The organism is Aureimonas sp. AU40, assembly GCF_001463785.1.
Lineage (GTDB): Bacteria > Pseudomonadota > Alphaproteobacteria > Rhizobiales > Rhizobiaceae > Aureimonas.
The window spans coordinates 89,204-103,573 of record NZ_BBWL01000035.1 but is presented as its reverse complement, the minus strand read 5'-3'; the positions used below and the strand labels follow the sequence as shown (position 1 = coordinate 103,573).

The window sequence follows — 14,370 nt, the reverse complement described above, 5'->3', positions numbered from 1 at the left end:
CACCCCGCCCGAACCGGGAGGGGCGCGCGGACCATCGACGGGAGCCGAGCATGACAGAGCCCTTGCCCGAACACGCCCTTGGCGCGCCCCCGCGCATCGGCCACCCGGTGGCCGAGCGCCTGGCCGGCGGGCCACGCCGCGACGCCGGTGCCGAGCCCGGCGCGCCGGATGGCCCCGAGCCTCCGGCCAAGCCGCTTCGGCGCCTCGCGGTCTGGAGCTGGATCGGCTTCGACTTCGCCGCGCAGCCCTTCTTCACCGTGGTTCTGACCTTCGTGTTCGGCCCCTATTTCGTGGCGCATCTGGCAGAGGACCCCGCCCGGGGCCAGTCAGCCTGGGCGCTGGCGGCTGGGGCAACGGGGCTTCTGGTCGCCATCGCCTCGCCGCTTCTCGGTCAGCGGGCCGACCGGCTGGGGCCGGTGAAGCCGCTCCTCCTCCTGCTGGCGCTGGTGCAGGTCGTCGCCTGTTTCGCCCTCTGGACGGCCGCGCCCGGCTCGGCGCTGCTGCCGATCGCGGTCGCCGTGGTGCTGGCCGGCGTCGCGGCAGAACTATCGGTCGTGCTCAACGACACGCTGCTGCCGAGCCTCGTGCCCCGCGCCTCGCTCGGCCTCGTGTCCAACATCGCCTGGGGCACGGGCTATGTCGGCGGCATCCTGGCGTTGATCGTGACGCTGGGCCTGCTCGCCGCCGAGCCCGACACGGGGCGGACGCTGCTCGGCCTCGCCCCGCTCTTCGGTCTCGACCCCGCAAGTTATGAGGGCGCGCGCGCCAGCGGCCCGCTCGCTGCGCTCTGGTATCTCGCCTTCGTCTGGCCGATGTTTCTCTTCGTGCCGGATCGGCCGCGCCGGGCGCCGGTGGAGCGGCTTGAGACGGACACGCCCGCACCCTTCTGGCGCACGCTGCGCGGTGACCTCCTCGCCCATCCCCGCCTTGCCCGCTTCATCGGCGCGCGCATGCTCTATCAGGACGGGATCAACGCGCTTCTCGTGCTGGGCGGCGCCTTCGCGGCGGCGACCTTCGGCTGGACCACGACCGAAAGCGGCGTCTTCGGCCTGCTTCTCGCCATCGCCGCGACCTTCGGCTGCCTCGGCGCGGCGTTTCTGGACCGGCGCTTCGGCCCGCGCCCGGTTCTCCTCGCTGGGCTGGCGCTGCTGACGCTGGCGACGCTCGGCATCGTGTCCACCGGACCCAGTTCGACCCTGTTCGGCCTCGTCTCCTTCGCGGCCCGCGAGGGCGCGGCGGGGCTCTTCGGCCAGCCGGCCGAGAAGGCGTTCCTGCTTTATGGCCTGATGATCGGCATCGCCTTCGGCCCGGTGCAGGCGTCTTCGCGCTCGGCGCTGGCCATGGCCGTCCCGGTGGCGGACGCGGCGCGCTGGTTCGGGCTCTATGCGCTGGCGGGTCGGGCCACGGGCTTCCTGGCGCCACTCATGGTGGCGGGCGCGACAGCGCTCGCCAGCCTCTGGACCGAGCCCACCACCGCCACGCGCATCGGCATGGCGGTGATCGGCCTGTTCTTCGTCTCCGGTCTCCTGCTGCTGCCCCGGCACATCGCGCCGGGGGCGGCTGGAGGGGGCGATCCGCCTCTAAAACCTTTCCGGTGAATTCGGGTTCACCGACAGGGCTTTAGCTCTTTGTTTTGACAGCATTATTCCAAGCAACGCGTGTCCGCTTTGCCTGGAAATGCTCTAATGGCGGAAATGGCGCATCCCGGTGAAGACCATGGCGATGCCGTGCTCGTCGGCGGCATCGATCACTTCCTGGTCGCGCATCGAGCCGCCGGGCTGGATCACCGCCGTCGCGCCGGCGGCGACCGCCGACAGCAGCCCGTCGGCAAAGGGGAAGAACGCGTCCGACGCCACGGCCGAGCCGCGCGTCAGCACCTCGCCGCCGGCCGCATGCGCCGCATCCTCGGCCTTGCGGGCGGCGATGCGGGCCGAATCCACCCGGCTCATCTGGCCGGCGCCGATGCCCACCGTCGCGAGATCGCGGACATAGACGATGGCGTTGGACTTCACATGCTTGGCGACGCGGAAGGCAAAGCGCAGATCCGCCATCTCGCGCTCGCTCGGCGCGCGCTTGGTGACGACCTTCAGATCCAGCGCGTCCACCGTTCCGGCATCGCGGCTCTGGACGAGCAGGCCGCCGGCCACGGACTTGACGAGAAGCCCCGGCGTGCGCGGGTCCGGCAGGCCGCCGGTCAGAAGCAGGCGCAGGTTCTTCTTGGCGGCCACCAGCGCGATCGCCTCCTCGTCCGCCTCGGGCGCGATGATGACCTCGGTAAAGACCTTGACGATCTCCGCTGCCGACGCCGCATCAAGCCGGCGGTTCAGCGCCACGATGCCGCCGAAGGCCGAAACGGGATCGCAGGCCAGCGCCTTGCCATAGGCTTCGATCAGGCTGCCGCCCTCGGCGACGCCGCAAGGATTGGCGTGCTTGATGATCGCGACGGCGGCCGTGCGGGCGGGGTCGAACTCGGCCACCAGCTCGAAGGCGGCGTCCGTGTCGTTGATGTTGTTGTAGGAGAGTTCCTTGCCCTGCACCTGCCGGGCGGTGGCGACGCCCGCGCGGTTGGAGCCGTCGAGATAGAAGGCGGCGCTCTGGTGAGGGTTCTCGCCATAGCGCAGCGAGGAGGCGAGCGTGCCGGCAAAGGCGCGGCGGGCGGGCGAGACGTCCTGCGTGACGCCGGCGAACCATGTCGAGACCGCCGCGTCATAGGCCGCCGTCAGCCCATAGGCCTTGCCGGCGAGGCGGCGGCGCAGGTCGAGCTCGACCTCGCCCTTGCCCTCTTCCAGCGCGGCGAGGAAACCGTCGTAGTCGGCCGGGTCGGTCAGGACGCTGACATAGGCGTGGTTCTTGGCGCCGGCGCGGATCATGGCCGGGCCGCCGATGTCGATATTCTCGATGATCGCCGCCTTGTCGGCGCCGGACGCCACGGTCTGGGCGAAGGGGTAGAGATTGACCACGAGAAGGTCGAGGCCGGAAATGCCGTGCTCGTCCATCGCCGCCTGATGCGCGGGGTCGGCGCGCATGCCGAGCAGACCGCCGTGGACGCCGGGATGCAGCGTCTTCACCCGCCCGTCCATGATCTCGGGAAAGCCGGTCAGCTCGCTGACGTCGCGCACCGGCAGGCCGGCGGCCTCGATCGCGGCGCGCGTGCCGCCGGTGGACACCAGCTCGACGCCGCGCGCGGCAAGGCCCCGGGCGAGGTCCACGAGGCCGGTCTTGTCGAAGACGGAGAGAAGCGCGCGGCGCACGGGATGGCGATCGGGGGCGGGGTAGAGATTGGCGGCGACGGCCATGGGCGGCACTCCAGGCTGGAAGGGGCGGTCAGGGTCAGCAAAGCCCGAGAAGCCCCGGACAGATCGCCTCCCCATAGAGCGCAAAAGGGCGGGGAACAACGGTCTTCGGCCATTTGGCCATGCGGCGAGGGCTTGGAGCGCGCGGCGCCCGCGCGGTCCGATGCCGTGCCATTGCCTCGCAGCGGGTGCCGACAGGGCGGGGCCGAAGATCGGCACCGGACATTTGTCGCGCGGGTCGGGGCTGCAGCCCTTGTGGGCGGAAGCCGATGGTGGCGAAGCCCAGTCGAGCGCGCCAACTGTCGGAGCGCCCGGCTAAGGCCGGTTGACGCCGGCTGGGCGATGCCTATTCAGGGTGCCTTGGCAAAGGAGACGGACCATGAATTCACCCGGCGTCGGCTGCGGGATCGCGATCCTGCGGGACAACCAGCTTCTTCTGGTTCAGCGGCTGCGGGCGCCGGAGGCGGGTTGCTGGAGCTTTCCCGGCGGCAAGGTCGATCTGTTCGAGACGTCCGACGCGGCGGCCGCGCGCGAGACGGCGGAAGAACTCGGCATCGCGGTCGGGCCGCTGCAACTGCTCTGCCTGGTGGACCTGATCGACCGGGCGGGCGACACGCACTGGGTCTCGCCGGTTTTTCTCGCCACCGAGTTCAAGGGCGAGCCGCGCCTTTTGGAGCCGGAGAAGCATGGCGGGCTCGGCTGGTTCGCGCTGGACGCGCTGCCTGAGCCCTTGTCGGAAGCCGTGCGCATGGCCGCACAGGTGCTGGCGAGGTAGATCGGACGCCGGGGGCCTTTTCAAGTCCTGCCAGCTCGGCGGGGCCAGGGTCTTTCGCCTGCGCGCTTCGCCGCAACGACTCAAGCCGTGCCGCCAACATCGACGGCACTCGCCCTCCTCAGCAGACCCAATCCTCGCCCATCCTTCATCTGGAACTTCGGCCCGATCTTAGCCGGCTCCATCTCGCTTCAAGCATTGAACCAAGCCGGCTGACAAAATCTCTGTGTGGAGGATGGCCGAGGAATTTCCGTACCCCGTTAAGAAACGAGATGCATTCGATGCTGGAGGCGGAGCCAAGCGTTCGAAACGAAGCGCACAGCGAAATTACCCGATCGGCCGCCCTCGCGAAATTTTCGTTGAGTGTTTTAAGCGGCAACGGCGCAAAGAATGCAGTCGAGCGCAGCCAATGGCACGGTGACTGAACGGCTTGGGGATTCAACGGGTCGCCGACAGCGCCTCGTCGCCCGGCTGTTGGCCGGGGCGCATCGGCTCGGTGCGACGGGCGAGATCATCCATCGTGTTGGGCAGGACGCCGACCGCACGGTTCATCCCCCCGCATCCGGCAAGACCGGCACAGAGCAGCGCGAGAAGAAAAGACAGGCGAGGCATGACGGGCTCCCGGGTTCGCACCCTGACATAGAGCCGGCGGCGGCGGCTTTCAGCCCCATGGCGTCTTCGCCGCAAGCAGGGGCGGCAGAAGCGAACGGGGCGCCCGGTCTCGAAGCCTGTTTGGAAACTCGGTCGGGTCGGTCCGACAGCGATTCTTCGCTGACCGGGCACGGCGGGACGGGCAGTGCCAGCGCGTCGGATTGGCGCGAGTACCGCAGATGGCTCACCCGTGCGCCGCTCACGCGGCAGATGTCTCGCCCTAGGGGACGGCGGACAAGCGCCGGCGGACCGACCCGACCGCGTTATCGAACCGCCTATCAGCGCTCGAAGCACCAGGCGAGTTCGGTGCGCTCCATCGGGTCGAACACGATGCCGATCTGCAGGGTCGGCCGCGCGCCGCTCCGGTCGGCGAAGAGGATGGAATCCTCGAGCCGAGCCGCGACCTCGCTGCGGAACCACCAGACCTCTTCGCCATGGCTGAGGCGGATGCCGCTCGGCGTCTCGTCGGCGGTCACGTCGGGGTGGAGATGGAAGCGCAGCATGCCCAGCGGCTCGTCCGAGGCCAGGCGATGGGCGCGGCCGTTCGCCTGGAACAGGCGGTCGATGCCCTCGATGCGCCGCCCGTCGCGTGAGAGATGGATCTCGCGCTCGTGGACGAAGCCGAAGGGGACGCGGTAGCCGTCATGGGCGGCGGTGAGAAGCTGGCCCTCGCCCGTGTCCTCGCGCGAGACGGGAACGCGGGTCGGCCCCGGCAGGAGCGGCACGCCGAGATAGCGGTCCAGCGCCGGCGACTTGGCGAAGCGCGAGGAGGAATGGTCGCCCAGCACCAGGGTCGAATGCGCCGCCGTGTTGCGCGCCAGGCGCCGGCCGGCATCCTCGGCGCGAACGGTCGCGCCGCAATTGACCACCATGCGGCGACGGCCGGAGGAGAACTCGAAGGCCAGCGTGCCGGCATGGGCCTCGCCCGCGACGGCGGGCGCCGGCGGCAGGCCGGTGTCGGCCAGAAGCACGGTGCCGCCGGCGGCCAGACGCTGGTAGCCGGACTGGCGCAGCGCCGAAACCGGCTCGCCCAAGGTCTCGTCATAGCGCAGGAGCTGGTGCAGCAGCGCGCGGTCGGCGAGCCCCGCGCCGTTGAACAGGGCCAGCGCGCCGTCGCCATGCTGGAAGAAGCGCAGCGCCGGCAGCATCCGGTCGATGGCGCTGAACAGGGCGCGCGGCATCGCCTGGTTGCGATGGGCGAAGAGCTGGCGCAGCGGCAGAAGATCGGCCAGGAGCGTGGGGATCGCGGCCGGATTGCGCGAGATGTGGCCGCCGTCGGGGTGGATCTGCCGGTCGAGCTCTTCGGCCAGCAGCTTGGCCGCGCCGCGCACGGCGCAGCGCCGCCCGGGCTGGCAGAGCGCGGCCGTGGCGAGCGCGATGCGGGCGAGAAGGCGCGGCATGCCGTCCGGCGCCGAGCCGGCGGCGCGGGCGAGATGGCGCGTCTGGCGCGCCAGACCGGCCTCGAAGCGCCGCGCGAACATCTCGTCCGCCTGCGCCAGGACGATCGGCGAATGGGACAGGAGGCTGACGAGGCGGCGGGCGGAGACTTCGTGGTCGAAGGCGAGGCGCGGCAGGGCACGGCGCTCGAAGCCGAGCCAATCGCCCACCAGCACGCGGGCCTGCTCGGCCGCGAGCGCGTCGCCGGCCTCGGTGAAATGGCGCAGCCAGCCGAAGCCGTGCAGCTCCGCCATCCAGCTGCGCGGCGCCTGGCGCAGCGCGAAGGGCGAGCGGCTGCCGAACTCCACGTCATGGCCGGCGAGCCTGACATGGCCGGAATAGAAGCTTTCCACGAGGCCCGGCTCGGCTCGGCGCAGGTCGGCCGGCACGGCCGCCAGACTTCCGGCGCGCCGCCCGGCCAGCGGCGAGAGCGCGACCATGGCCGGCGCGACGCCGCGCAGGCGGCGCAGCGTCTCGCGGACCATCAGTCCCGCGAGGCGTGGCTCATCGACAAATCCCGTCGTCATCGCAACTCTCCCGACCGTCACGAACGGCCTTGTGCCCCGATCCTGCCTGCGCCGCAGGGTGGAGGTGCGGCAAGCGCGTCGTGTTGCTCCGGATTTTCGGCAAACAGGGTTAATGCGCCCCTAATACGAATCGATGACAGGACCGCAAAACGGGCTGGCGCGAACGCGAAAACGTGAAAGCGGGCGTTTGCGCTGGCCTGGGGCTGGATCGTGAACCGCTGCGTTCGGGGCCGGTCGGACGGAGCCGGCTTTCGAGGCTGCGAGACCTCAGAGACGGATCGCGCCGAACCCGCGTCCAGCCCCTTCGCACATCTCGCAAGGACGGCTGCATCGCTTGCGACATGTCGAATGTTTGGGAGGCTTTGGCGTGGGCTAAGGCTGCGAAAGGCGGACGCGCTCCGACCGGCACTGCGCGACAGTTTGGATACGCGTCCTTCCACCGGTCCAGCGGGAGCCCGTCTGAGACATTCGGCGGCGGAGAGTTGGCGATCGGTTTTTCACCGTTCGCGACGCACCGCCCGAAGCGAATGCCGGTAGCATCGAAGAGGGTCAGCAACTGTCCCAGCGCTCGGGCGGGCCGCGTGGCTCGCTCCGGGCGGAGGTGAAGGACCAGTAGGATCGAACCAACCTGGTTTCCAGGCGGGCTCAGACAGGCGACACGCTCCGATCGGATCTCGTCAGCCGACCTCCCGAGGAAGGGCGCCGCTGGTCATACGGTTCTTCCATTCCTCAAAGTCGGGCTGGCCGCAGGGCCTCACCCATGGAGGTCTGGTGGATGGGATCCAGCCCCTCCCCGCAACCTCAGTGAAGACGCCCGCCGACTGCTTTCCGATCGCTCCGAAGCCTGCGAACGCGTCGAAGCGGTTATGGCTCATGGGTAAGGTCTCGTGTCGGCCCGGGCGAGCTAGCGACGCACGAAAGCGCGCAGCTAGCCCGCCCGTCCGCCTGAGCCCGTCGCCGGTCTCGCCCGTAGCGCAACCGCCGGCGAGACCGACCCTTCTGGTCTGCCCTTACAGCCTCGGAACGCCCCCTCAGGCGCTCCGCTCGCTGCGCCGCAGACGCGCGGCGAAGAAGCCGTCGAGGCCGGACAGGGCCGGCGTGTCCCGCGCCAGCATAGCCGGCGTGGTGCGCAGATACCCTTCCTTCGACACGGCCTCGCCAAGGCCGGGCTCCTCGTCGGGCCGCACCGGCTCGACGCTGTAGTCCGAGCGCGAGGCGAGGAAGGCCGAGACCGTCTCCTCGCCTTCCGACGGGTCGAGCGAGCAGTTGGAGAAGAGAAGCATCCCGCCGGGGGCCACGAGATCGGCCGCGCGCGCCAGAAGCCGCGCCTGCACCTCGGCGAGCTTGCGCACCTCCTCGGCGTCCTTGGTGTAGGCGACATCGGGATGGCGGCGGATCGTTCCGGTGGAGGAACAGGGCGCGTCGAGCAGCACGGCGTCGAAGCGCTCGTCCGTCTCGAAGCGCATGAGATCGCTGCCGACGAACTCAGCCTCCAGGCCGAGCCGGGCGAAGTTCTCCTTCAGCCGGCGCAGGCGCGAGGGCGAGATTTCCACCGCCGTCACCTTGGCGCCGCGCGCGGCGAGCTGCGCCGTCTTGCCGCCCGGCGCGGCGCAGAGATCGGCCACCCTCAGCCCCGTCACCTCGCCCATGAGGCGCACCGGCAGGCTGGCGGCGGCGTCCTGCACCCACCAGTCCCCCGCCTCGTAGCCCGGCAGATCGCTGACGGACTCGTCGCCCGGCGGGCGGCGCACCGTGCCGAAGGGCAGGACCTCGCCGCCAAGCGCTTGCGCCACGCCCGCCGGATCGCCCCTGGCGGTGAGGTCAAGCGGCGCCGGCAGCTGGTGCATGGCCACGATGGCGCGCGCGCCCTCCTCGCCATAGGCGGCGGCAAGGCGCGTCCACAGCCAGTCCGGGCAGTCGAGGCGCGGATCGGAAAAGCGCGCGAGGAACTCGTCCTTCTCGCGCGCCACGCGCCGCAGCACGGCGTTGACGAGACCCGAAAAGCGTTCCGAGCGCGGATCGGCCAAGGCATGGGCGACGGCGAGATCCACCGCCGCCGAATCCGGCACGTCGAGAAACAGGATCTGCGCCGCGCCGACGTGAAGAAGATGGCGCAACTGGTCGGCCCGGCCCGGCAGCGGCCGGTCGAGGCAGTCGGAGAGGATCGCCTCGATCGTGCCGCGCCGGCGCAGCGCGGTCAGCAGGATGGCGCGCACCAGGCCCTGGTCGCGCGCGTCGAGCTTGAGAATGTCGGGATGGCCGTGGCGGCGATCGGTGAGCCCGTCGGCGGAGGTCTTGGCGTCCACCACGGCGGCGAGCAGGCGGGCCGCCGTGCGGCGCGTGGCGAGGCCCGGGCGCTCGCCGCCGCTCTCGTTGGACGGCGGGCGCCCCCCTCGGCCGGACGGGCGGCGGCCCGAGGACGAGGCGGAGCGGGCGGAGGTGCGGGGAGTTTCCATCGGCCAGTCTATGGGCAAGAGCGCGGCCGGGAGCAAGAGCGCGGCAGGACGGAAGGCCGCACCGCCCTGCCCGGGCGGCCGGTCGGGAGAGGTGTCGGTGATGCTCCGCCCGAACGTCCTGCCCCAAGGTCTGATGGCCGGTCTCCCGGTCGCGTTTGCGGCACGGACCAATCAATGGAAGCGCCCTCCTCTTGCCAAAACACCCGAAGCGCGGTTTGGGGCGGGCGGACGGCGCGGCCCGCCCCATAATGGGGACTGCTTGCGAAAAACCGGGAAGGGACAGGGCATGGAACCGGACTTTGACGACGAGACGCTGGCCCTGGCCGGCCGGCTGTTCCAGGCTGCGCGGGAGGGCGACGCCGCGACGCTGGAAGGGGCGCTGGCGCATGGCCTGCCGGCCGATCTCTGCAACGACAAGGGCGACACGCTCCTGATGCTGGCGAGCTATCACGGCCACACCGAACTCGCCGCGCTGCTCCTGCGCCACGGCGCCGACCCGGACCGCGCCAACGACCGGGGCCAGACGCCGCTGGCCGGCACCGCCTTCAAGGGCGACGCGGCCACCGCGCAGGCCCTCCTGGAGGGCGGCGCGGCGGTGGACGCGGCGGGGCCGGACGGGCGCACGCCGCTGATGATGGCCGCGATGTTCAACCGCGTCGCGCTCGTGCGCCTTTTCCTCGACCACGGCGCCGACCCCGCGCGCCAGACGCCCGAAGGCCTCACCGCGCTCGCCGCCGCCCGCGCCATGGGCGCCGCCGACACGCCGGCTCTCTTGGACGAACCGCGCGAGGGTTGAGGGTGCGCGCCCCGCCGTGGCGAATGCGACGGCGGGGAAGCCGTCACCGCACGGAGATCGTTGGAGACGCCGGCGCGCGGCCCAACAGGAAACAGAGGGGACCACGGGGAGCATGGCATGGAGCGGCATCGCCCTCTGACCCAGGCTCAGCGCGAGGGCGATCCGGCATCCAGCGGGATCGGTCGGACCCGGTGCCAGCGCTCGGCGCCCTCAGCGAGGCCACGGAGCGGACGCATCAATGGTATCTCGCCTATGTGACAGGCTTGGACCGCGACAGGCTGAGGGAGCCGGTCTGCTTCACCTTCTCGGATGGCGACAAGGGCTGCATGACGCGTGAGGAAATGCTGGCCCATGTCCTGCTCCATGGCGCGGTGCATCGTGGCGAGGCCGCCCGCATCCTCGGCCAGATCGGCGTCCCGTTGCCGTGGGACACGCTGGCGGTCCATCTGCACCGCGCTGAACTCGCCCGACGTCGGATGGAAGGCCGGGTGTTGGCCACCGCCTGAGGGCGAGCCGGTGCGACGATCGCATGCGATCCGGCTGGCCTTGGCCGGCCGGTCTTCCTATGTGTCATCCTAAGGGCGTGTGCTGCGTGCGCCTTGGGCTTCCCTAAACCGACGGAGACTTGATTCAATCCCTCCTCAGGGAAGGCGAAGCCATGTCCTCACGCGATCCGTCTCAACCACGTATGCCGCCCCCAGCCGCGCCGCGCCCCGCCGGTGCGCTCTCGCGCTTCCTGGCAAGCGAAAGCGCGGCGGGCTTGGTGCTGATGGCGGCGGCGGCGCTGGCGCTGGTGGTGGCCAACTCGCCGCTGGCGCCGCTTTACTTCGGGGCGCTCCATGCCGATCTCGGCGGGCTGTCGCTGCTCCACTGGATCAACGACGCCTTGATGGCGCTGTTCTTCCTGCTGGTCGGGCTGGAGATCAAGCGGGAGGTGCGGGGCGGGCAGCTTGCCAGTTGGCAGGCGCGCGTTCTGCCAGGGCTGGCCGCGCTCGGCGGCATGGCGGCGCCGGCGCTGATCTATCTCGCCTTCAACGCCGCCTCGCCGGAGAGCCGGGGCGGATGGGCCATTCCGGCGGCAACCGACATCGCCTTCGCGCTCGGCGTCCTGTCGCTTATCGGCTCGCGCGTGCCGCCGTCGCTGAAGGTCTTCCTGGCGGCGCTCGCGATCCTCGACGATCTCGGCGCGGTTCTCATCATCGCGCTCTTCTACACCGCCGAACTCGACCTTCTCGCGCTGGCCGGCGCGGGCGGCGTGGTCGTGCTGCTCGCGCTTCTCAACCGGCGCGGCGTCACGCATCTCGCGCCCTATCTCGCGCTCGGTGCGGTTCTCTGGGCGCTGGTTTTCCTGTCGGGAATCCACGCGACGCTGGCGGGCGTCGTGCTGTCGCTCGCCATCCCGCTCAAGGTCGCGACACCCGGCCTGCAGCGCGAGGCCCCGCCGCTTCTGCGGCTGGAACACGCGATCCAGCCCACGGTCGCTTTCCTGATCGTGCCGCTCTTCGGCTTCGCCAATGCGGGCGTGTCCTTTGCCGGCTTCTCCCCGACCGCGCTGCTCGACCCCGTGCCTCTTGGCATCGCGGCGGGGCTGTTTCTCGGCAAGCAGATCGGCGTCTTCGCCATGGTGCGCCTTGCCGTCTCCGCAGGCTGGGCCAGCGTGCCCGAGCGCGCCACCTGGGCGCAGGTCTACGGCGTGGCGCTCCTCTGCGGCATCGGCTTCACCATGAGCCTTTTCATCGGCCTTCTCGCCTTTCCCGCCTCGCCCACGCTGCAGGACGAAGTGAAGCTCGGCGTGCTTCTCGGCTCGCTCGCCTCGGGGTGCCTCGGCGCGCTGGTGCTGCGGCTAGTGCCGACGCGCCTGCCGGCAGCTTAAGGCGCCTTCTCAGCCCCAAGGCCCCGGCCCGCCAGCGCCACCCGAGCCGCCGCGCGGCGGCACGGAGCCCCGGCCCCAGGGCCCCGAACGGGCGACGCGCCGGGGCGGGGCGGCGGCGGCGGGCGGGATGAAGCCGCCGGAAAAGCCGCCCTCGCCTTCCATCGTCAGAAGCGCGTCGATGCGGTTCTGCGTGTCGGGATGGGTGGAGAAGAGACTGTCCATGCGCTGCCCGTTCAGCGGGTTGACGATGAACATATGCGCGGTCGCGGGATTGCGCTCGGCCTCCATGTTAACACTGTGCCCCGCCGAGCCGGCGATCTTGGCCAAGGCCGAGGCGAGCGCGCGCGGGTTGCCGCAGATTTCCGCGCCGCGCCGGTCGGCGGAATATTCGCGCGTGCGCGAGATCGCCATCTGCACGATCATCGCCGCGAAGGGCGCGACCAGAGTCGCCACCAGGATGCCGATCAGGCCCAGCGGATTGTTGTTCTCGCGATGGCCGCCGAAGAAGAAGGCGAAATTGCCGAGCATGGAGATCGCGCCGGCCAGCGTCGCGGTGACGGTCATGGTCAGCGTGTCGCGGTTCTGCACATGGGCGAGTTCGTGTGCCATGACCCCGGCGACCTCGTCCGGCGTCAGGCGAGCCAGGAGGCCGGTCGTCGCGGCCACCGCCGCGTTTTGCGGATTGCGGCCCGTGGCGAAGGCGTTGGGCTGGTCGTTCTCGATGAGATAGACGCGGGGCATGGGCAGGCCGGCGCGCTCGGACAGCACCGCCACCATGCGGTAGAGATCGGGCGCGGTGCGCTCGTCCACCTCGTGCGCGTCGTACATGCGCAGAACCAGCTTGTCGGCGTTCCAGTAGGAAAAGAGATTGGTGGCGAGGGCGAACAGGAAGGCGATCATCATGCCGCCGCGCCCGCCGAGCAGGAAGCCGACGCCCATGAAGAGGGCGGTCATCCCGGCAAGCAGCATGGCCGTCTTGATCTGGTTCATGGGTCGGATCGTTCCTCGCCCCGGCACGCCGTGAAATCCTTTGGGGGCTTGCGGTCGGCGCCGTTTCGACCGATCTGCCACGGCAGAGGATGTGGGGCCGACCTGCCGGCCCGTCAACGAAGCGCGCCGGCCGGAGAGGCCAGCCGCTCCGCTCACGAGGAGCCATCGCGATGACCGACGAAGCCGACCGGACCCCCGAGCGCGTTCTTTCCCCCGCCGCGCAGCGGGCGCTGGCGGAGGCCGAGGCGCGCCGGGCGCGCGGCGAGGCGGAAAAGCTGAACGGCAGCGAGCGGCCGCCCGAACAAGGCGGGCGCGGCGGCGCCGAGCCGGCCCGCTACGGCGACTGGGAAAAGAACGGCATCATCTCGGACTTTTGATCGGCGGCTCGTCGCACCGGTTGCCGGGGAGCGGACGCAGCCTTCCCCTCGGTCGGGCGTTCTCCGGAGAGAGCTTTGGGAGTTGGGCGACATGGAGCGGACAGGCGTTCGCCCCTGACTGCGATGGCGTCGAGGGCCGGGATATGAGCGACGAAAGCCCCCAAGGGACCGATTGAATTTCAAGCGGGCGGCCGTAGCAGAGGTGGCGTCCGCCTTGCTGCTCATAGCTCTTCCGGGAAAGCGGGCGATGTCCGAGGGTGACGCAATTCCCCGAAGCGTCGATCGTAAGAGCATCTGCGATAGGGACGCCGGCCGAGCGCTTGCTGATTGGCGCTTTGTAATGGGGCGGGACGGCTCCAGCGGGCCGGGAGAGATCGATGAATGAGGCAGGCGTCTTGGCCATGGACGCGAGGCCTGCACTCACGAGAAACCGACGCCGGCCAAGCCACTTCCGGGCTGGCTTACGGCGATCAGGTGCGATGGTTTGCGCGGCCACCCAAGGTGGCAGATGGCGCAGACCCCTTCGACCTCTATGTGCTCTCTTTCGAAGCCTCTTGAGGAAGACGAACCAGACCTTGCACGTTTGAGAATAGGAATTTAATCTTTGGGGCTTAGGAGCGCTTCCATGCGATTGGTCTGCCTCGTTCTCTTTCTCGGTCTCACGCCCGCCCTCGCCGCCGACGAGGAAACGCCGCCCCGCGAGATCGCGGGGCCGGTCACGGCGCGGGTCATCAAGGTTCGCGACGGGGACACGGTGGAGGTCGAGGCCTATATCTGGCCGCTCCAAAGCGTGACCGTCGCGGTGCGCCTGCGCAATGTCGACGCGCCCGAGCTCCGGGGCCAATGCGAGGCGGAGCGAGCCAGCGCCTGGCAGGCGCGCGAGCGCCTCGCCGCCCTTGTCGGCGACGGCCCGGTGCAGCTCCGCCGCATTTCCGGCGACAAGTATTTCGGCCGGGTCCTGGCCGATCTCTCCAGCCCGACCGAGCCCGACATCGCCACGCGGCTCCTGCGCGAAGGGCTGGTGGACGCCTATGACGGCGGACGGCGCCGCAACTGGTGCGCGACGGTCGGCGCCCTGAAACAGACGCCGCCGACCAGAGGCTGACGGCGCTTCGCTGGGTGCGAGATGATCGGGCCGCTCTCGCCTATTGCCGCTCACGTCCAGCATGCAGCGGAAAAACTGCTAGAGGAATCGAAT

General features: G+C 70.3%; 11 protein-coding genes. 7 read left to right on the top strand and 4 right to left on the bottom strand.

Going from position 1 to position 14,370, the window contains the following annotated elements; all coding sequences use genetic code 11:
• The first annotated feature begins 50 nt into the window (after positions 1-50).
• Positions 51-1,598, top strand: a complete 1,548-nt coding sequence (locus tag AUL32_RS12210) for an MFS transporter (RefSeq protein ID WP_082659605.1) — start codon at positions 51-53, stop codon at positions 1,596-1,598.
• Positions 1,599-1,682: 84 nt separating this feature from the next.
• Here the strand turns inward: AUL32_RS12210 and purH are convergent, their stop codons facing one another.
• Complete coding sequence (gene purH, locus AUL32_RS12205; protein ID WP_062115304.1) at positions 1,683-3,296, bottom strand: bifunctional phosphoribosylaminoimidazolecarboxamide formyltransferase/IMP cyclohydrolase; 1,614 nt, start codon at positions 3,294-3,296, stop codon at positions 1,683-1,685.
• 376 nt (positions 3,297-3,672) lie between these two features.
• On the opposite strand from purH, the gene AUL32_RS12200 reads away from it, so the two are divergent.
• On the top strand, positions 3,673-4,068 hold the full coding sequence (locus tag AUL32_RS12200; RefSeq protein WP_062115301.1) for an NUDIX domain-containing protein: 396 nt from the start codon (positions 3,673-3,675) through the stop codon (positions 4,066-4,068).
• A gap of 926 nt (positions 4,069-4,994) precedes the next feature.
• Here AUL32_RS12200 and AUL32_RS12195 read toward each other — a convergent pair.
• Together AUL32_RS12195 and AUL32_RS12185 are read right to left on the bottom strand one after the other, a co-directional pair.
• Positions 4,995-6,680: a heparinase II/III family protein gene (locus tag AUL32_RS12195; RefSeq protein ID WP_062115298.1), complete on the bottom strand. Its 1,686-nt coding sequence runs from the start codon at positions 6,678-6,680 to the stop codon at positions 4,995-4,997.
• 1,031 nt (positions 6,681-7,711) lie between these two features.
• The gene (locus tag AUL32_RS12185) at positions 7,712-9,136 is read right to left on the bottom strand and encodes an RsmB/NOP family class I SAM-dependent RNA methyltransferase (protein ID WP_062115292.1); all 1,425 of its coding nucleotides are present in this window, start codon (positions 9,134-9,136) and stop codon (positions 7,712-7,714) included.
• Positions 9,137-9,422: 286 nt separating this feature from the next.
• Between AUL32_RS12185 and AUL32_RS12180 the strand changes: the two genes are divergently transcribed.
• The 3 genes from AUL32_RS12180 (at position 9,423) to nhaA (ending at position 11,805) form a co-directional block, all read left to right on the top strand.
• Positions 9,423-9,932, top strand: coding sequence for an ankyrin repeat domain-containing protein (locus AUL32_RS12180; RefSeq protein WP_062115289.1), 510 nt, complete (start codon positions 9,423-9,425; stop codon positions 9,930-9,932).
• Between the two features lie 23 nt (positions 9,933-9,955).
• Complete coding sequence (locus tag AUL32_RS12175; RefSeq protein WP_082659601.1) at positions 9,956-10,438, top strand: DinB family protein; 483 nt, start codon at positions 9,956-9,958, stop codon at positions 10,436-10,438.
• 152 nt (positions 10,439-10,590) lie between these two features.
• Positions 10,591-11,805: a Na+/H+ antiporter NhaA gene (gene nhaA / locus AUL32_RS12170; protein ID WP_082659599.1), complete on the top strand. Its 1,215-nt coding sequence runs from the start codon at positions 10,591-10,593 to the stop codon at positions 11,803-11,805.
• 9 nt (positions 11,806-11,814) lie between these two features.
• On the opposite strand, the gene htpX is transcribed toward nhaA, so the two are convergent.
• Positions 11,815-12,795 carry a zinc metalloprotease HtpX gene (htpX, locus tag AUL32_RS12165; protein ID WP_062115279.1) on the bottom strand — a complete coding sequence of 327 codons (981 nt, stop codon included), beginning with the start codon at positions 12,793-12,795 and terminating at the stop codon, positions 11,815-11,817.
• Positions 12,796-12,965: 170 nt separating this feature from the next.
• Between htpX and AUL32_RS12160 the strand changes: the two genes are divergently transcribed.
• A complete protein-coding gene (locus tag AUL32_RS12160) occupies positions 12,966-13,172 on the top strand; it encodes a DUF1674 domain-containing protein (RefSeq protein ID WP_062115276.1) in 207 nt (68 codons plus the stop codon).
• A 625-nt stretch (positions 13,173-13,797) separates the two neighbouring features.
• Positions 13,798-14,277, top strand: coding sequence for a thermonuclease family protein (locus tag AUL32_RS12155; RefSeq protein WP_062115273.1), 480 nt, complete (start codon positions 13,798-13,800; stop codon positions 14,275-14,277).
• The last annotated feature ends 93 nt before the right edge of the window (positions 14,278-14,370 follow it).